Below are 19,795 nucleotides of genomic sequence, written 5' to 3' on the forward strand. Positions count from 1 at the left end.
ATTAACCCTCTTTTCTACTTTCTATATTTCGCTTCGCTTCCTTAATAGCAAGCTCTATGACAGCCCCTGGATCCTTTATCATTTTTCCATGTCCTGCCGCAAGCAAGGAAGGTTCATATTCGCTTAGCTTCTCTGCACTTTGTAATGATATTTCTTTGCTCCACGTTGCCATCGCCGGAAACGGAAACCAAAATTTCATTTGTCCTGAAACAGCCATACCTCCTCTTGTTTGGAATGCATCCCCGACAATAAGAGCTTTATTTCGTACATCAAGAAATGACATGGAGCCTGGCGTATGTCCGGGTGTCATAATCGCAAGAAGCGATCCAACTCGGTCGCCATCTTCCAATAAAACATCAGGTACCGTTTTTACTTTTCTAGGTACACCGCCTTTTATCGGTATATTCGGTTCATCCTTTTGTAACGTCGTATCTCCTTCTAACAGCTTTGCGTCCCGCTTAGAAATATAGACTGGAACATGAGGAAGTACTTCCTTTAATGCGTCTAATGCACCGATGTGATCATCATGCGCATGTGTTAATACAATATTCGTAATTGGTTTTCCTATTTTCTCAGCCGCCTGTAAAATCCCTTTTACGCTATATGGCAAAGCAGCATCAATTAAAGTTAAACCATCTTCTTCCTCCACAAAGTAACAATTCACAGGAAACACTCTTGGCAAAAATGACAATTGATATACCGTTTTTTCATGCATCATTCTCATATTCCCATCTCCCTTTTCACGAAAACTAACACCATTAGTTTTATTATACTAATGGCATTAGTTTTATGCCACTAAAAATTTCTTTTTTTTCAAAAAAAAAGAACAGTAGTCGTTTATACGACTACTGTTCTTCAAAGATATTAAACTGTGTAACGCTCATCTTCTAAAATTTTCGCAGCGATTTCACGTTTCTTCGGAATTACGTTAAGTGGTGTGTGGCGAGTTAATTTGCGTAATGATGATAACATCATGCGCAGCATGTCGCCATTTTCAACTGCGATAAGTGTTTCTTTCGCATCTGCTTCGATTTCGTTGAATGCTTCTTGGCAAAATACTTCAGTGTATAACACTTTTTGTTTATTCTTTTCAAGACCAGTTGTTTTGATTGCTTTTTCTGTACGAAGAACAGCTGACTCCATTGCGTATAGATTGCTTACGATGTCAGCGATATTCACAAGAATTTCTTGCTCTTTATCTAATGCTTTACCGTATTTTTGAGCCGCTAATCCAGCTACCATTAAGCCGATTTTCTTCGCATTAGTTACTAAATACTTTTGAAGTGCTAATGGCTCATCGCCTACTTCTTCTGGCATCATCATCATTAACTCTTCTTGTAATTTTTGTGCTTTTTGAAGAAGTGGTAATTCACCTTTCATCGCTTTACGTAAGAACGTACCTGGTACGATTAGGCGGTTAATTTCGTTCGTTCCTTCGAAAATACGGTTAATACGAGAATCGCGGTACATTCTTTCAATCTCATATTCTGCCATAAATCCGTAACCACCGTGAATTTGAACACCTTCATCTACTGTATAGTCTAATACTTCAGAACCGAATACTTTGTTTAAAGAGCACTCGATTGCATATTCAGCGATAGAAGCTGCTACTGCTTTACCGTCTTTTACTTCTTCTTCAGATAATGTGCTCATGCGGCTTTCGAATAAGCCTACTGTACGATATACAGAGCTTTCAGCTGCATATGTTTTTGCTGCCATATTCGCAAGTTTCTCTTGAATTAATGGGAAGCGAGCGATTGGTTGTTTGAACTGTTGACGTTGGTTTGCATATTGTGCTGAAATTTCTACTGCACGTTTCGCAGATCCAACTGTACCAACACCTAATTTATAACGACCGATATTTAAAATGTTGAATGCGATAATATGACCTTTACCGATTTCACCAAGTAAGTTTTCTTTCGGTACTAACGCATCTTCTAAAATTAACGTACGAGTTGAAGAACATTTAATACCCATTTTCTTTTCTTCTGGGCTTGTAGATACGCCAGCGTAGTCTTTCTCTACGATAAATGCTGAGAAGTGCTCTCCATCTATTTTCGCATATACAACAAATACGTCAGCGAATGCAGAGTTTGTAATCCATTGTTTTTCACCGTTTAATACGTAATGTGTACCTTCTGCATTTAAACGTGCAGTTGTTTTTGCGCCTAATGCGTCAGATCCTGAACCTGGCTCTGTTAATGCATATGCAGCTAATTTTTCACCAGTTGCAAGTAGTGGCAAATACTTTTTCTTTTGCTCTTCGTTACCGAATAATACGATTGGTAACGATCCGATACCTACGTGCGCACCGTGAGTAATTGCAAAACCGCCAGCGCGAGAGAATTTCTCTGCGATTAACGCTGAGCTTACTTTATCAAGACCAATTCCGCCGTACTCTTCTGGTACGTCAGCGCCTAATAAACCAAGTTCCCCAGCTTCTTTTAAAAGACGAACTGAACGATCAAACTCATGTTGCTCTAAATATTCAAGCTCTGGAAGAACCTCATTTACGATAAAGTCCTCTGTCGTTTTTGCAATCATTTTATGCTCAGATGAAAAATCTTCTGGCGTAAACACTTGATCAATCGTAATCTCATCTACTAAAAAGCTACCGCCTTTAACCGCATTCCCTACTGTTTTTTCCATGAAAATTTCCTCCTCCATATTTTCATAAGCCACTTCTCTCATTTCGAAAGAAGCTGGCTATCCCGTTTATTTTTTATAAACCTTTGTTGCTTCCATTCTGTGCATTGGCGACGTCTCGTTCTGAGCAAGCCACTTCCACTTTTTTTATAATCCAGTTCCAGTGGCTAGAACAGTCGGTCGTTTCACCCCTTCCTGTGAGGCAAAAAGCGCCTCTTCGTCAGGGCTTCCAACGCCCTCCTGTTCTGAGCAAGCCACTTCCACTTTTTTTATAGTAATTCAAATACTCCCGCTGCTCCCATTCCGCCGCCGATACACATTGTTACGATACCGAATTGTTGGTTGCGGCGTTTCATTTCGTGAATAAGAGATAGTGTTAGTTTTGCTCCTGTACAGCCAAGTGGATGTCCAAGTGCGATTGCACCGCCGTTTACGTTTACTTTTTCTTCATCTAATCCAAGTTCACGAATAACTTGTATGGATTGAGAAGCGAATGCTTCATTTAGTTCAAATAGACCGATATCAGATAGCTCTAAGCCTGCTAGTTTTAGCGCTTTTGGAATTGCAGCAATTGGGCCGATTCCCATTACTTCTGGTGGTACGCCAGCTACTGCAAATGAACGGAATTTCGCAAGTGGCTTCATGCCATCGCTCACTGCTTTTTCGCGATCCATTAATAGTACAGATGCTGCACCGTCACTCATTTGTGAAGAGTTACCAGCTGTTACAGAACCGCGAACGTTAAATGCTGGACGTAATTTACCTAAAATATCTAGCGTCGTTTCTGCTCTTACACCTTCGTCTTGTGCGAAAATGATTGTTTCTTCTTGCAGTTTGTTATTTGATCCAACAGTACGTAACGTTACATCTACAGATACTGTTTCATCAGCAAAGTTCCCTGCAGCTAACGCTTTTGCAGCACGTTGATGACTTCTTACTGCAAATGCATCTTGCTCTTCACGAGAAATTCCATATTTCACAGCAACTTGCTCTGCTGTATGTCCCATGCCCATATAATATTCTGGAGCCGCTTCTACAAGGCGACTATTTGGACGAACAACGTGTCCCATCATTGGAACTAAACTCATTGATTCCGCTCCGCCTGATAATACCGCTTCCGAGTGACCAAGCATAATGCGCTCTGCTCCGTAAGCGATACTTTGTAAACCTGAAGAACAGTAACGGTTAATTGTAATAGCTGGAACATCGTAAGAAAGTCCTGCTAATCCGCCGATATTACGAGCCATATTTAAACCTTGCTCTGCTTCTGGCATCGCACAACCGAAAATCAAGTCATCGATTGGTCCTTCATAATTCGCACGCTTTAACGTTTCCTTTACTACTAACGCCCCTAGATCGTCAGGACGAACTGTTTTTAATGAACCCCTCTTTGCTTTTCCAATTGGTGTTCTTGCTCCCGCAACAATGACAGCTTCTCTCATGAACGATATCTCCCCTCGTTATTAGTTACGTAATGGCTTTCCTTTTACAAGCATGTGCTGCATTCTTGCTTGTGATTTCATCTCACTTACTAAGCTAATAAATGCTTCACGCTCTACATCTAATAAATATTGCTCATCAACTTCTGTTCCGTACGGTACTTTTCCGCCCGCAATGACATATGCAAGTTTCTTCGCAATGTGAAGATCATGTTCAGAAATGTAACCTGATAAATGCATCGCTTCTGCACCAAGTACAAGAGTTGCATATCCTGTTTCGCCAACAACTGGTATCTTTTTGCGGATCGGCGCTTTATAGCCAGCTTCATATAAAGCAAGTGCTTTCTGTTTCGCATCATATAGTAAGTGATCACCATTCACACTAATACCGTCTTTATCGCCTAAGAAGTTGTTCGATACAGCTTCTTGTGCTGATGTAGAAACTTTCGCCATCGCTACAGATTCGAACACTTTATTCGCAACTTTTTGCAGATCAAACTCTACACCGTTTGGCATTTTATTTAAGTGTTTAATGTATAGCTCTTTATTACCGCCCCCGCCAGGGATTAAGCCAACACCAACTTCTACTAAGCCCATATACGTTTCACTAGAAGCTTGAATGCTAGCAGCCGGTAAGCAAACTTCAGTACCTCCGCCAAGCGTCATACCGTATGGTGCTGCTACAACTGGCTTAGAAGAGTACTTAATTTTCGTCATTGCATCTTGGAAGTTTTTCACAACCAACTCAATTTCAAAGTAATTGTCGTCTTGCGCTTCCATTAAGATCATTGCTAGATTCGCACCAACGCAGAAGTTCTTCGATTGGTTACCGATAACAAGACCTTTATAATTCTTTTCTACTTCATCAACAGCGTAGTTAATCATTTGCGTAATATCCATACCGATTGCATTGCTCTTCGAATGGAACTCTAAGCAAAGGATGCCGTCGCCCAAATCAATTAAGCTCGCTCCGCTATTTTTCTTTAATACACCATTTTTCGCTTTTAATTGCTTAAGAGAAATTGCTTTTTTATTACGCTCGATTAGCTTATATTCGCCATTATCGTAATAGTAGCTATCTCCGTTATCATGTTTATAGAAAGTAGTGAAACCTTTCTCTAACATTTCTTTCACCCAAGTAGGAACAACTACGCCGTTTTCTTCCATCTTTTGAACAGATTTTTCAACGCCGATTGCATCCCAAACCTCAAACGGTCCTTGCTCCCAGCCGAAGCCCCACTTCATCGCTTGGTCAATTGCAACGATATCGTCAGCAATTTCTTTATGAAGTTTTGCAGAGTATAAAAGAGTCGGTGTAATGATGTTCCATAACAACTCTCCTGCGCGGTCTTTCGCATATACAAGCGCTTTCAATTTATTCGATAAACCTTTTTCTTGTTTACTTAACTCGATAGATGCAGCTTTTAATTTTTTGCGAGCTTCGTACTCCATCGTTTCTGGATTTAATTCTAGAATTTCTTTTCCTTGTTTTAAGAAGAAGCCTTGACCTGTTTTGCTTCCAAGCCATTTTTTATCAAGCATGTCATGCATGAAAGCTGGTACTTTAAATACATCACGCTCTTCTTCTTGTACGTTTTCATATACGTTATTTGCAACGTGTACAAATGTATCTAAACCGACAACATCTAATGTACGGAACGTTGCACTCTTCGGACGACCAATAAGTGGGCCTGTTACAGAATCAACTTCCCCAATGCTATAGCCGCGTTTTACCATCTCTTGAAGAGTTACTAATAAACCGTACGTACCAATGCGGTTTCCAATAAAGTTTGGTGTGTCTTTTGCGATAACAACGCCTTTTCCAAGAACGTCTTCGCCAAATAGTTTCATGAAGCTTAATACTTGTGGATCAGTTTCTTTCGTCGGTATTACCTCTAGAAGTTTTAAATATCGTGGTGGGTTAAAAAAGTGTGTGCCTAAGAAGTGTTTCTGGAAGTCGTCTGAACGACCTTCTGCCATTTTTTCAATTGAAATGCCTGACGTATTCGAGCTTACAATAGAACCTGGTTTACGAACAGCATCTACTTTTTCAAATAGTGTCTTTTTAACATCTAAGTTCTCAACTACTACTTCAATAATCCAATCTACATCAGCAAGACGCTCAAGATCATCTTCTAAGTTACCTGCTTCAATCAGTGCTAGATTTCCTTTCACTGTCAGAGGAGCTGGTTTTTGCTTTAATAGTTTTTGCAATGCTGTATTACTAAAACGATTTCTCACACTTTTATGTTCTAATGTAAGTCCCTTCGCTTCCTCTTCTTTCGTAAGCGCAGGTGGTACAATATCAAGCAATAATGTCGGAATACCAATATTAGCTAAGTGTGCCGCAATCCCTGAACCCATTACGCCTGAACCTAGAACAGCAGCCTTTTTAATTTGGAACATCCAATTCTCCCCCTATTCTTGAATGAATGCTCATTCAATTTTTCGACATAAGTCGCAATCAATGAGTGAGCCTCTACTAATAAATATATGATACAGTTTGAATTTTCGCAATATATTTATTGATAAAATTTTCTGAAATAAGTATTTTTCTTTCATTTGGCTATGCTATACATGTGTATTTTCTTCATTCAAATGCACTTTTCCTTTTTATAATCTGACGAAACTGGAGGAATATATATGGCAAAACTTAAGAAGAACCCTTCAAAGGCTGGAATTAGTGCAGCAAGCGTAACTGGAAATGCAGGTCCGCATAATCACGGTGTAGAAAAAGGCCGTCAAGGTAATAATCAACAATATAAGAAACATAATATGGGCGAAAAATAACGCTATATTTTTGGGCAGAGAACGTGGCATAATGGGTAATGGCTGCTTTTTCTGCCCAATTTATTTGTAACAAATGAGGGAATTATAATGAAACGAACAACAGTTATGATTGTAATGATTGCTACACTTTTTACAGGGATGATTTTCTTCTCTTATGCACAAAGACAACAAGCTGTAAGAGCCGATCAACCTAGTATTACTGGGCAATACGGAATTACAATCGATGCAGACACAGGTGAAATTTTGTATGGAAAACGTGAAGATGAACGCTCTTATCCAGCTAGTATAGCCAAAATGATGACAACCCTTCTCCTACTAGAGAATGTAAAAGAAGATGAAGAAATTACAGTTACAGAAAACGCGATTAAAACAGAAAGTCAAAGTAAGAAAATTAAGCTTCGTGCTGGGGAAAAGTTAAAGAGAGATGAGGCATTAAAGCTTATGCTTATCATTAGTGCAGACCCAATAGCCGAATCCATCGCAGAACATATTGCAGGATCAAAAAATGAATTTGTAAAAATGATGAATGCTAGAGCGAAGGAACTTGGTACAAAACATGCGACTTTCAAAAACGCAAGTGGTGCTGATGCACTAGGAAACAAAGTATCACCATATGACATTGCTATGATTACGAAAGAAGCATTGAAGTACCCAGTTGTTTTAGAATATATGAATTCAACGCGTACAACTCTACATACTTCAGAACGCTCTCCAAACATCGCAAACTATGGACGAGAAGAACTATATGACGATCCATATGCAATTGGAAGTAAAAGCGGTCTATCAGCACTCGGAAAATATACGGTCGTAACAGTGGATGAAAAAGACGGTAAACGCGTCATTAATGTTGTATTATCTTCTACTCGCACGCAACTATATCCTGATACGAAGAAAATGGCACATTACGCATTTCAGCAATTAAAATAACCAAGGAGTGTTTTCTCCTTGGTTATTTTTTAACCATACCTTTTAATACGAACGCAACGTTTGCTGGACGCTCTGCTAGACGACGCATGAAGTAGCCATACCAGTCGTTTCCATAAGGCACATAAACACGCATTTTGTAACCTTCTTTTACTAGCTCAAGTTGACGCTCATTGCGAATACCATATAACATCTGGAACTCAAATTGGTCTCTTGGGATGTTGTGTTCTTCGGCAAGTTTTTTCGTATATTCAATAATCGCTTCGTCATGTGAAGCAATTGCAGTATAATTTCCATTTAATAAGTGCATTTTAATAATTTTTTTATAGTTATCATCTACATCTTTCTTATCCGGGAACGCTACCTCTTCAGGTTCTTTATAAGCTCCTTTTACAAGACGTAAATTAGGACTATAAGCATTTAATTCTTCCATATCTTTTTCTGTACGATACAGATAAGCTTGAATAACAGTACCAATATTATCGTATTCAGACTTTAACTGCTTAAAGATATCAATCGTCTTCCCACAGCGTGTATAGTCTTCCATATCAATTGTAACAAACACACCATTTTCTTTGGCAGCTTCCAAAATACGGCGCATATTGTTCATTACGATTTCATCAGAGATATCTAATCCCATAGAAGTCATCTTTAAAGAAAGCTGCGAATCAAGACCTTCTCTTCCAATTGCACGGATTGCTTCAATCGATTGGTTAGCCATTTCATTTGCTTCCGCTTCATTATCAACGAATTCCCCTAAATAATCGATTGTTACACAAAGACCTTGCTTGTTCAATTGTTTAATAGCTGCCGTCGCTAATTCAATCGTCTCCCCTGCGACAAAGCGACCTGCACCAAAGCGTAAACCGTACTTTTTAGCCAGTTTTGTTAGCGCTTTATTTTTAGATAAGAAAAGAAACGAATTTCGCATTAATTGTTCCATGTAATTCACCCCTATGACTTAATTTATCTGTTTTTTACCCCTCTTCAAAATTATATCATTGTTTAAAATTATTGGATACAAATAATTATTTAGATAATTTATAAAATACTATAAAAACATTTAAAACCCTATATTCCCGCTTATAAATATGCCTGAAATATTTTTCGACATTTAGAAAAATGGAGTTTACTAGGTACAAAATAGGCATGTCGAAAATATTCGACATGCCTATAAAACCCTTTATATTCCATGTAAATTATATAAGGATATTAATACAGAAAACTTGAGATTATATTTACCCCAAGTTTTTTTATTGCTCATTTCTCTTTTCTTCATTCAGCCTTTTAATATCAGTAATTAACTGCACCATCTCTTCTTTCGCATCGGGATACGTCTCATTCCAATGCTTCACTAAAGCCGGCATCGTCTTCGCTATGTAAGAATACAGTGCCCACTTCTGCACCTGTTCTTTTCTCTCTTCATTGCTCTCTCCAAGTAGTAGTTCCGTGTATTTTTCTAATAACCCATCAAATTGTTCGTTAAACTTTTCACTCATCTTATCTACCTCCTATATGAAAAAAGCAGCGAAAATCGCTGCTTTTTTTTATAATTTTGATCGAACAGAGTTTAATTTCTTCTCCATTGTACTTACTTTATCACGACGATCATCGATACGAATTGTTGTTGCAACGCGCTGTGCACCTTTCGTATATGGAACTTCATGCATTTGTTGAATAACTTCTAGAATGACAGGAAGATCTCCTTCAATAACTGTATTCATTGGTGTTAATTGATACTTCACGCGATCTGCATTTTTCTCTAGCACCTTTTGTACTTCTGCTACATATTCACTAACACTTGGATTACCTGTTCCTACTGGAATAATCGATACGTCAACAATTGCCATAGTAGTTTTCCTCCTAATAATCGTTTCTTATATATCCATTGTCTATTTTACCGAAATACGCATCATTTTACTAATTTGTTATTCCTCTATTTTAAATTGCTCAACCAACCTTTCTAAGTCTCTCATATGCTCCGTCAAGCTTTCCATTGTATGAGCTACCTTTTCTAGATGATTCACTTGTGATTCAGTTGCAGCATTCACTTCTTCAGAAACAGCTGCGCTTTCTTGACTCGTACCAGCAATCGTATGCATGACCGCTGTAATTTCTCCTTGCTCATGACCAATGTTATGTACCTCTTCTACAATTTGTTCCACTGAAGTACTAATCGTATTTACAACTGACATAATTGTACGGAATTCCGCCTCTGCCTCTGTCGTAACATTATTTTGTATATCCGCAATGTCTTTCAATTTACTTACAACTTCTACAACTCGTCTTACCTCTACTTGAACATCACCAATCATCGTCGCAATTTCTACTGTTGCTTCTTTTGATTGTTCTGCTAATTTTCGAACCTCTTCAGCAACAACAGCAAAGCCTTTACCCTGTTCACCCGCACGTGCCGCCTCGATCGAAGCATTTAAAGCAAGTAAATTTGTTTGATCCGAAATACCTTTTATAAGCTCTACAACATTTTGAATCGATCCAACTCGTTGCTCTAACTTTCCAGATGCTTCCTCTGTATGAACGACAATTGAAGAGGATTGTTCTCTTGTACGAACTAAATTTCGCATCGTATTCAATCCTTGCTTAGATGCCTCTTCTGCTTTACCAGCTACTCCTTTTATTTCACCAACGGAGCTATTCATTTGTTCCACTGACTGTATCATATTCTCAAGTTGCTCTGAAACTTCATCTACACTATTCGCAAGAGTGGATGCTCCTCCGCTTACATCATCCATTGCACCTGACACTTCTCTACTAGCTGCTACAGTTTCATTCGTTAAATAATGTAGATTATTCGTTGATTGTTGCACGGTTGATACACTATTTTTAATTTTGCTTACCATCTCATTCATTTGCTCAACCATATGATTAAAATGGTTCGTCAGTTCTCCAACTTCATCCTTACTCGTCACTTTCATTTGCAACGTTAAATCACCTTCTGCTACTTTTTGAACGTGATTCGTTAATAGTTGCAGTGGTCTTGCTAATCTTCTTGAGAACAAGTATGAAGCTACGATTGCAACGAATAGGCTAATACATGCCATTATAATGACTGTATTTCTCATACTATTTAATAGCCCATCAATCGTTTCTTTCGGATAAAAAATTCCTATCTTCCATTTCATCAAATCAAATGACTGACTATACGCAACTACATCTTCACCTTTTAATGTAGTGACAGCATATTTTGTTACATCTTTATTTAAACTCTTCACAAGTGGCTCTTTCGAAACATCTTTCCCGATTTTCTCTGGGTAAACAAGAGCCATATTTTTATCATTTATAATAAACATTTCTCCGCCGTTATTGTATTGAATATTATGAAGTAATTTCTGAATTGTTCCGAGCGATACATCCATCGCCACAACACCTAATACAGATCCATCTTGAGCTGTAATTGCTTTAGAAACTCCCACACTTAGCTTACCTGTTGCAATTTCATACATAGGTTGTCCCCAGTGAACCTTTTTCACATCAGCTTCTGAGTCTTTATACCAAGGTCTTGTCGTTGGGTCATATCCTTCTGGCACTTGTCCACCTTCAGCAAGATTGGCACTTAATGTTTTTTTATCTTTCGTACCAATATATAAGTCTAAAATGCCAGGATGATTCTTTTTATACTCCGAAAACTCTTTCGTCAAAAAAGCTTCCTCTTCTGGAGTAACTCCGTCTTGAAGCATATTACGAACCATCTCACTGTTCGCATAATACCCCATATCTTCATCCGTTCTTTGAACAAATGTCGTAAGTTGCTCTGTCACAAGATCCATCGTATTTTGAGAATACTGGTCTAAGGAGCGCACTTCCTTCTCTTTCTGTAATTGATACATAGCTGTACCTAATATTACGAACATCATAGAAATAAGTACCGAAAATACTACCGCAATTTTTAAACGTAAACTTCTTAACATCTTCCCCCAAGCATCCCTTCTCGTTGTATTGTAATCGCATTAATCATTATATTAAGTATAATGGATAAAATTAAAAAATTGAAATTTATTCTCACCTTAATACAATTAGAAAACTGACTACCACTTGTGCAAAAACAAATAGTTCATTATCCTTAAAATATAATCTCATTCGTTCGGAGGTAACTATGTTACAAAAATTCGGTTTCTCACAATATGAAAGCCAAGCTTACGAAGTTGTCGTATCAAGCAACGAACCATTAGATGCTACAACGATTGTGAAGCATTCTGGTGTGCCAAAAGCAAAAATATATGAAGTGCTAGCACGCCTGATCGATAAAGGAATGGTAATGGATTCTGTTTCGGAGAAGAAAAAGATGTATACAGCATTACCACTCAAGCTAGCAATTGAAAAATTAACGACAGAATTCCAATCCAATATTAAAGAATTGGAGACAACTATATCGAAAAAATCATTTACAGATGACCGTGTGTGGAGCTTAAAAATGCAATCTTCTATTCGCGTTCAAAGTAAAGAACTTATCAAAAGTGCAAAAGAATCGATTCGCATTTCAGCTTGGAACGATACTCTTTTAGAATATCTTCCGTTATTAGAAGAAAAAGCAAAACAAGGCGTCACAACCGAATCCCTTATCGTTGGAAACGTAGAAACAGACTTAGAAAACATGCATTTTCTAATCCCAGCCGAAGAACCTAACGCGCTAGAGCGATACTTACTGCTCATCGTTGACGACCGCGAAATTTTATTTGCTGGTGTAGAGCAAGAGTCATGGCAAGCGATGAAAACAATGTCACAACCTTTCGTGAAGTTCTTTACAGAATTTTTCTATCATGACGTTGCACTTGCAAAGATTACCCAGAAACACCATGATCTCTTTATGGAAGATGAAGAAATTAAGAGTTTGTTGATGAAGCTGAGATACTAAAAAAACGCCTCTATTACAAGGCGTTTTTTTCTACATTTCTTTTCTATTTTTCATCCTTAACACATAAGCACCTGCAATAATAAAACTAATTCCTAAAACGAATAAAGCGGTAAATTCATTGCCGACGCCGCCAGTAGCTGGTAAACGCACTTCATTATGAGTATTAGGTTGTTGCACCTGCTTCACATCAGCGGAAGGTTTCACTTCTCCATTCGGTGTTGGCTTATTTGGCTTAGAAGGAAGCGATGCCTTTTCTTCTTTCTTATTTTTTACAATATGTTTAATAATTTCTCCATTCTCTTTTATTTCAAATGCGAACGTCTCTTCATTTATTACATATCCATTCGGCGCTATTGTTTCTTTATACGTGTACTTTCCGTATGGGAGTTTGAATTTCGCTATACCTTTTTCATCCGTTTTTCCTTTTACTACTTCTTTCCCTTGTTCGTTGTAGATTGTAAACTCTGCATTTGGTAATTTTGTATTCCCATCCGCTACATCTACTTTCGTTATTTCTAACTCACCTTCTACTTTCTTATCTTGAACGATATGTTTAATAATTCCTCCATTCTCTTTTATTTCAAATGCGAACGTCTCTTCATTTATTACATATCCATTTGGCGCTATTGTTTCTTTATACGTGTACTTTCCGTATGGTAATTTGAATTTCGCTATACCTTTTTCATCCGTTTTCCCTTTTACTACTTCTTTCCCTTGTTCGTTGTAGATTGTAAATTCTGCGTTCGGCAGTTTCGTATTTCCATCCGCTACATCTACTTTCGTTATTTCTAACTCGCCTTCTACTTTCTTATCTTGGACGATATGTTTAATAATTTCTCCATTCTCTTTTATTTCAAATGCGAATGTCTCTTCATTTATTACATATCCATTTGGCGCTATCGTTTCTTTATACGTGTATTTTCCGTATGGTAGTTTAAATTTCGCTACACCTTTTTCATCCGTTCTCCCTTTTACTACTTCTTTCCCTTGTTCGTTGTAGATTGTAAACTCTGCATTTGGTAATTTCGTATTCCCATCCGCTACATCTACTTTTGTTATTTCTAATTCACCTTTTACATTTTCATTTTTCAGCTCTAATACAGCAGTTTCACCAGTTTTCACTTCAATTTTTTTAACACTTCCGTCTAACACATATCCAGCTGGCGCTTGAATTTCTTTGACGCTATATATACCGATTGGAAGATTCCCTAATTCTGCAATCCCCTTATCATTAGTCGTAACATTTTGTTTAAAGTTTTCATTAGATACTTCAAACACCGCTCCTTTTAATACTTCCTTTTTTTCTCCTAATTTCATAATCTTTAAAGATCCTACTGATTCCCAATTTACAACTAAATCTGTACTGATTTTCTCACTATTTCTTTGTAACAATACCGTTGTATTTTGAACTTTTTCTGATCCTTTAAAAGCTATTGCTTGTAAATTTGTTAAAGTAGACTTCACTTTCATTTTAAAATTACCACTACTCGTATTTTTCGGGATTAAGATTTTGAATTTTTCGTTAATTGATAATATGCTTTTCTCTTCTCCATTTTCATTTATAATTCGAAGCCCTTTAGGAGCATTTTCAGGAAGAATTGTATAAGAGCCAGATACCGCATTTGTTTGTACTGCATAAAATCCTGTTTCTAAATAATCACCTTTTTGTGTAGCAGTTTGTGAATCTACAGGATTAACTTTAAAGAATACATCTTGTGATCCAGTTTCTTTCTTTGAAGCCTCTACTAAACGCTTCATAAGATTATGTACACGTTCATTTTTTGCAACTAAATCTTCTTCCGTTAATTCATTTGCTGCAATCCATACTGCTAATTGTGTAGCATAATGCGCTTCTTCCGTTGTCGCTGCACCTAATTCAGATGGGCTTTTTTGAGGATATCCATTTAATAAAACACGATATACGGCATCAGATGTTTTCCCCATTTCAGGCAAATCCTCTCCATTGGGAGAACGTAAATCAGGCGTTAAACAATACGCAATACTACCCGAAGCCGTTTTAATTATTTCTGTCTTTATTTCACGCTGTTTCGAATTACTATAGCTCCAATCCATTTTATATGTTTCTCTGTTCATTACTTCTGCCTTTACTTGTGGCATTGCAATTCCTAATAAAATAATAAGAGCACTAAAAAAACTAAACCATTTTCCTACCATCTTTCGTTCCATTCTCTCCACCACCATATATAAATTTCTACATGAAGCAATCTTACTGTTTCATTGTACTTATAGTGAAAAAAAGAGAATAGGTGGTTTTTTTGTAGTATCTTGTCGAATTGTTGAGAAAGTTCCAAAGTAATAAGCCACTTTAAAATTGTTTGTTCTCACGCTGCTATTGACAAATAAATATTAAACGTTTTCATTTTTCAAATATAATACAAAAGGCACTTTATAAGTGCCTTTTTAACTTACGAGAAACAAATTTCTAACGAATACATATTACTTATCTTTTTCCTTTATCTCCGTCAACAGCTCAATCATTTTCTCATTTTGCTCCACTTGTTTCTCAGAGTTTTGATAGATGAAACGAACCCATCTAAGTGCAAGAATAATAAGAAACAACGGAAGCATTGAAATTAGAAAGCCGATAATTGAAAAATTTGTATACATATACATCACCTCGCTGTGTACACTTTCTACATTTCCCCACTAAAACCTTCCATTTTTTACAAATTAAAAAAAGAACCTATCAAACGATAGATTCTTCTTTCGCGAACTGAGTAGAACGTCCTCTCGTAATCGAGAAAATTGCACAAAGCAGCGCTAATATAATAAAGCCGCCTCCTACCCAAGCATTATATATAACAGACGATTTCTCAATAACAACTCCGCCTACTGTTGAACCGAGCGCAATTCCTAAGTGAAGGGCAGAGTTATTTAAACTTTGCTGAATACCAGCTGATTCTGGTGCAATTTCAATTAAATAATTTTGTTGTGCTGGCGAAATAGCCCAGCTCAGCATACTCCAAAGTCCCATCATAATAATGAACAGCGGGAATGAGAATGTCATTAATGGCAATAGGAAGATCGCACATGCAAATACGATAATGATGGAAATAATACTTTTCTTCGATCCCCATTTATCAGCAAGAAAGCCCCCGAGGCCACCTCCAAGTACCGCCGCAATTCCGAAAATGAAGTAAAATACACTAATCCAATTCGCTTCCACATGCATCACATCTTTTAAGAAAGGCGTTAAATATGCATATAGTGTTAAATGACCCGTTAAAAATAAAAATGATGTTAACTGTGCACTGACAATTTTTTTATCTTTTAACGTAGCAATTTGTTCTCTTATCGATAACACTGATGTCGGTGGTACTTTCGTTAAGAATAATGAAATACAAGCAATTGCCATAACTGTTAAAATCGAAATTAATACAAATGGTGCACGCCATCCATATGCGTTTCCAAGTACAAGACCAAGCGGTACTCCAAGTACGAGCGATCCACTAATCCCCATAAAAATGATTCCTATTGCTCGCGCACGAAAGTGCGGTTCTACAACGCTAGAAGCAAGTGTTACTGACAGTGCAATAATAAGCGAACCACTCGCCGCACAAATCACCCTTGAGAACATTAACATCCCGTAATTCACACTAAATGCTGAAATGATATTTCCGATTAAGAAAATTGATAATGCCCCAACATATAATGTTTTTCTTTCAAACTTCCCTGTTAACGCTAATAAAACAGGACCTGATAAAGCAAATACTACTGAAAATATTGTTATAAGCTGACCAGCTGCACTAATAGAAACTCCTAAATCATTGGCAACTAAATCGAGCGTTCCTCCTATAATTAGCTCAACCGTTCCGACTACGAAAGCCGCGATAGCTAAAATATACACACGAAAATTCAAGTCTTTCCCCACGCTTTCTATTTTGGTTACTACGACTATAGTAACCAAAATAGAAACTGTAAGCAAGTACATTTTTTTTACAGTAAAAAAGGTAGACGTATTATACGCCTACCTTTCAATCATGACACTTCAGTTTTGTTCTTCTTATTTAAATACCAATATACCGGTAGTCCCGTAAACACAATTCCAATTGATAAGAAACAACTTACTGGATCATTTATAATTGCACTACCAATTACAAAGAATGAACCTAAAATTGCAACGATTGGTACGATTGGGAATAACGGTACACTGTATGCACGCTCTTTATTTTTATTACGTTTTCTTAAAATGAAGACACCAATAAACGTCATTACATAGAAAATATAAATAATGAATACGGAAATCTCAGATAGCTTATTCGGATCACTAATAATCATTAAAATAATTCCTAAAATGATTTCAACAGTAATCGCATTTGCTGGTGTTTTAAATCTTGGACTTTCCTTTGCAATAAACTTAGCAAATGGAAGTTGTCCACGTTCTGCCATCGACATTGGGATACGTGGGAACGTTAAAATCTTTCCATTTAAACAACCGAAAATAGAAACGATAATACCAATACTAATAATTTTCCCACCATATTCTCCAAGTAGCATTCCTGCAGCTGTCGCTGTTGCATTTTCTCCAAGGTCTACAATTTGTGTTGCTGGTAATACATTCAGTAACGCCAAATTAATTAATACGTAAGCAGCTGTTACAATTAAAATCCCAACTGTCATAGCTTTCGGTAATAACTTTGTTGGATTCTTCATTTCTCCACCAATCGAAGCAAGTAAAATCCAGCCGTCATAAGCAAATAACGTTGCTAAAATTGCCATCCCGATACTTTGATTTTCTGATATTGGCACAACTACGTTAAAGATATCGCTATTTCCTTTCCAAAAACCTAACACAACAATTAATACGATTGGAATCATTTTCCCGATTGTCGTAATCGTTTGAACGATACCTCCGTATTTTGTTCCCATACTATTTACAACGCCAAGGAACACAACTGTTCCAATTGCGATTGGTAAATTCCATACTTTATCTAAATAGAAAAAATTAATCATTAAAGAACTAAAGTATAACCCTAATGTTCCAATAATAGCTGGTCCATACACAATCGTTTGCATCCAGCCTGATAAATATCCCCAAAAACTTCCGTAAATCTCCTCTAAATACGTATACAACCCACCATTTTTCGGGATTTGCGCTCCAATTTCAGCTACTGTTAAACCACTTGCTAACGTCAACAGACCACCAATTACCCAAGCAAGAATCGCCATATTAGAACTCCCTGAGTAATCTAATACGCTCCCCGGTTTCATAAACACACCAGATCCAATAATCGTTCCTACTACGATAGAAAGTGCTACCGTTAAACCAATTTTGTTCTTCTCATCATGATGCATGCTGCGTATCCTCCTTCCAATCCTAGTGTGATGCAAAAATGAAATAAAAAAACACTCCTCCCTAAAAAAGGGACGAGTGTTATATTCGTGGTTCCACCCTTGTTTCAATTCGTAAAGTAACACACTTCACCAATTTCTCAAGTCTACATAACGGTTTTTGCCGGCAAGCAATTACTAGATGTTCGTTCACTGCTGCAGTTCAGAGGTGGTAATCTATTTTTTCGTATTAGGAAGCTCACAGCCAAAGGCTTCCCTCTCTGAGAATCGTAAAAAATTGATCGTGTCCTCATCATCACTTCTTGATGTCGAATTTTGTAGTTATTGTTCATTATATTGAATTGTTAGAAAAAATCAATATTTTTTTTTATATAACATACGAAATATTTCTCTTCTTATATTATAACAGAAGTTACGCCACTTCTCTAATTCCCTAAAAATGGTATAATCCATATAGGAGGTGCACCAATAATGATTGCTGTTTTTTGTATCATCGCTACATTTCTTTCTGTTCTATTCGCTATCATGTTCAGGCACAAGTATCCTGGTTATAGCATTTTAGCGGTAGCTATTATACCAGCTGTTTCCTTCTACGTATTAGGTAAATATCAATACACGGAAGTGTTTATCGGTTTTGCAATCTTCTACTGCGTCTTTGGATACATACTAACAATGAAAAGAATTTCAATGCCTCATTAAAAGGGACCGATTTCTACTTATAGAAATCGGCCCTTGCACGTACCTTCCGGTTGCCCACACGAAAGATACGACTTCATTCAATTATTTCTCATCTTTTTTCATAAAAAACTTATGGTGCGGTAAATCAACATTCAATGCCTCTAATTGTTTCTTTTCATTGTCTAAAATCGCTTTTGCTTTTGTTTTTGTTGCTTCATCTAATCCCGCAAAGATGTCTTCACGCTTCTCTTTCTCTGGAAGTTTCACACCTAATTTTGTTAATTCTTCTTTTGCTTGCTCATGCGTTAATTTTCCAGATTTCTTTTGCTCTAAAATCGCTTTTGCTTTTGTTTTTGTTGCCTCATCTAATCCCGCAAAGATGTCTTCATGCTTCTCTTTCTCTGGAAGTTTTACACCTAGTTTTGTTAATTCTTCTTTTGCTTGCTTATGCGTTAGTTTGCCGGACTTTTCTTGTTCAAAAATTGACTTCGCTTTCTCTTTCGCCTGTTCATCTAAGTTAGCAAGCATGTCTTTACGCTTACCCTTCTCCGGCATTTTCACACCTAATTTCGTTAATTCCTCTTGCGCTTGTTCTCGTGTTAATTTTCCGGATTTCTCTTGCTCTAAAATTGACTTCGCTTTCTCTTTCGCCTGTTCATCTAAGTTAGCAAACATGTCTCCATGCTTACCTTTCTCCGGCATTTTCACGCCTAACTTTGTTAATTCCTCTTTTGCTTGTTCACGTGTTAGTTTTCCGGATTTCTCTTGTTCTAAAATGGACTTCGCTTTTTCTTTCGACTGATCATCTAATCCTGCGAACATGTCTTTACGTTTCTCTTTTTCAGGAAGCTTAACACCTAGTTCCTCTAGCTGTTTCTTTGTATCGTCCATAATCGTTTTTACTTTTTGTTTTGTAGCATCATCTAAATCTTTTTTCACCGTTTTTGTAGCTTGCTCAGCTGCTGAAGTATTCGTTGCCGCGAATGCCGGAATACCGACTCCTCCAATGATTCCGAATGATACAGCACCTGCAATCGCTAAATACCCTACTGTTTTCTTCTTCATAGGAAATTTCCTCCTTCATAGTTCTAAAGCATGTACACTTTCGTATACAATGCTTATCCTAATGTTG

Annotated in this window: 17 protein-coding genes and 1 other annotated feature; of the genes, 4 read left to right on the forward strand and 13 right to left on the reverse strand. The window is 37.2% G+C overall.

The features are described from left to right. Window position 1 precedes the first annotated feature (1 nt). From ATN06_RS25570 to ATN06_RS25585, 4 genes are all read right to left on the reverse strand, one after another. Entirely contained in the window at window positions 2-724 is a 723-nt protein-coding gene (locus tag ATN06_RS25570; protein ID WP_060632775.1) for an MBL fold metallo-hydrolase, read from the reverse strand. Window positions 725-864: 140 nt separating this feature from the next. After that, window positions 865-2,649: an acyl-CoA dehydrogenase family protein gene (locus ATN06_RS25575; protein ID WP_000416291.1), complete on the reverse strand. Its 1,785-nt coding sequence runs from the start codon at window positions 2,647-2,649 to the stop codon at window positions 865-867. A 266-nt stretch (window positions 2,650-2,915) separates the two neighbouring features. Continuing rightward, complete coding sequence (locus tag ATN06_RS25580) at window positions 2,916-4,088, reverse strand: acetyl-CoA C-acetyltransferase (RefSeq protein WP_001206343.1); 1,173 nt, start codon at window positions 4,086-4,088, stop codon at window positions 2,916-2,918. Window positions 4,089-4,109: 21 nt separating this feature from the next. Continuing rightward, window positions 4,110-6,491, reverse strand: coding sequence for a 3-hydroxyacyl-CoA dehydrogenase/enoyl-CoA hydratase family protein (locus ATN06_RS25585; RefSeq protein WP_060632776.1), 2,382 nt, complete (start codon window positions 6,489-6,491; stop codon window positions 4,110-4,112). A gap of 237 nt (window positions 6,492-6,728) precedes the next feature. On the opposite strand from ATN06_RS25585, the gene ATN06_RS25590 reads away from it, so the two are divergent. Together ATN06_RS25590 and ATN06_RS25595 are read left to right on the forward strand one after the other, a co-directional pair. Then, window positions 6,729-6,875: a YuzL family protein gene (locus ATN06_RS25590; protein ID WP_001096344.1), complete on the forward strand. Its 147-nt coding sequence runs from the start codon at window positions 6,729-6,731 to the stop codon at window positions 6,873-6,875. 87 nt (window positions 6,876-6,962) lie between these two features. Next, window positions 6,963-7,802 carry a D-alanyl-D-alanine carboxypeptidase family protein gene (locus ATN06_RS25595; RefSeq protein ID WP_060632777.1) on the forward strand — a complete coding sequence of 280 codons (840 nt, stop codon included), beginning with the start codon at window positions 6,963-6,965 and terminating at the stop codon, window positions 7,800-7,802. Between the two features lie 22 nt (window positions 7,803-7,824). On the opposite strand, the gene ATN06_RS25600 is transcribed toward ATN06_RS25595, so the two are convergent. The 4 genes from ATN06_RS25600 to ATN06_RS25615 all read right to left on the reverse strand — a co-directional run bounded on the left by ATN06_RS25600 (window position 7,825) and on the right by ATN06_RS25615 (window position 11,728). Beyond that, a complete protein-coding gene (locus ATN06_RS25600) occupies window positions 7,825-8,742 on the reverse strand; it encodes a proline dehydrogenase family protein (protein WP_048528283.1) in 918 nt (305 codons plus the stop codon). 310 nt (window positions 8,743-9,052) lie between these two features. Then, complete coding sequence (locus ATN06_RS25605) at window positions 9,053-9,298, reverse strand: YusU family protein (protein WP_001290594.1); 246 nt, start codon at window positions 9,296-9,298, stop codon at window positions 9,053-9,055. 48 nt (window positions 9,299-9,346) lie between these two features. Then, the gene (locus ATN06_RS25610) at window positions 9,347-9,649 is read right to left on the reverse strand and encodes an MTH1187 family thiamine-binding protein (protein WP_001018862.1); all 303 of its coding nucleotides are present in this window, start codon (window positions 9,647-9,649) and stop codon (window positions 9,347-9,349) included. A 78-nt stretch (window positions 9,650-9,727) separates the two neighbouring features. After that, a complete protein-coding gene (locus ATN06_RS25615) occupies window positions 9,728-11,728 on the reverse strand; it encodes a methyl-accepting chemotaxis protein (RefSeq protein ID WP_060632778.1) in 2,001 nt (666 codons plus the stop codon). A gap of 185 nt (window positions 11,729-11,913) precedes the next feature. Between ATN06_RS25615 and ATN06_RS25620 the strand changes: the two genes are divergently transcribed. Continuing rightward, window positions 11,914-12,672, forward strand: coding sequence for a TrmB family transcriptional regulator (locus ATN06_RS25620; protein ID WP_060632779.1), 759 nt, complete (start codon window positions 11,914-11,916; stop codon window positions 12,670-12,672). Between the two features lie 30 nt (window positions 12,673-12,702). Here the strand turns inward: ATN06_RS25620 and ATN06_RS25625 are convergent, their stop codons facing one another. The 4 genes from ATN06_RS25625 to ATN06_RS25640 all read right to left on the reverse strand — a co-directional run bounded on the left by ATN06_RS25625 (window position 12,703) and on the right by ATN06_RS25640 (window position 17,988). Next, a complete protein-coding gene (locus tag ATN06_RS25625; RefSeq protein ID WP_060632780.1) occupies window positions 12,703-14,859 on the reverse strand; it encodes a SpaA isopeptide-forming pilin-related protein in 2,157 nt (718 codons plus the stop codon). Between the two features lie 270 nt (window positions 14,860-15,129). Further along, window positions 15,130-15,300: a hypothetical protein gene (locus ATN06_RS29300; RefSeq protein WP_060632781.1), complete on the reverse strand. Its 171-nt coding sequence runs from the start codon at window positions 15,298-15,300 to the stop codon at window positions 15,130-15,132. Window positions 15,301-15,379: 79 nt separating this feature from the next. After that, complete coding sequence (locus ATN06_RS25635; protein WP_060632782.1) at window positions 15,380-16,564, reverse strand: MFS transporter; 1,185 nt, start codon at window positions 16,562-16,564, stop codon at window positions 15,380-15,382. Window positions 16,565-16,671: 107 nt separating this feature from the next. Next, window positions 16,672-17,988 carry an APC family permease gene (locus tag ATN06_RS25640; protein ID WP_060632783.1) on the reverse strand — a complete coding sequence of 439 codons (1,317 nt, stop codon included), beginning with the start codon at window positions 17,986-17,988 and terminating at the stop codon, window positions 16,672-16,674. A 65-nt stretch (window positions 17,989-18,053) separates the two neighbouring features. Continuing rightward, window positions 18,054-18,290, reverse strand: a binding site (T-box leader). A gap of 166 nt (window positions 18,291-18,456) precedes the next feature. Between ATN06_RS25640 and ATN06_RS25645 the strand changes: the two genes are divergently transcribed. Next, a complete protein-coding gene (locus ATN06_RS25645; RefSeq protein ID WP_060632784.1) occupies window positions 18,457-18,684 on the forward strand; it encodes a hypothetical protein in 228 nt (75 codons plus the stop codon). 81 nt (window positions 18,685-18,765) lie between these two features. Here ATN06_RS25645 and ATN06_RS25650 read toward each other — a convergent pair whose 3' ends face one another. Then, entirely contained in the window at window positions 18,766-19,728 is a 963-nt protein-coding gene (locus tag ATN06_RS25650; RefSeq protein WP_060632785.1) for a hypothetical protein, read from the reverse strand. Window positions 19,729-19,795 lie beyond the last annotated feature (67 nt).

Source organism: Bacillus thuringiensis, assembly GCF_001455345.1.
Lineage (GTDB): Bacteria > Bacillota > Bacilli > Bacillales > Bacillaceae_G > Bacillus_A > Bacillus_A thuringiensis_N.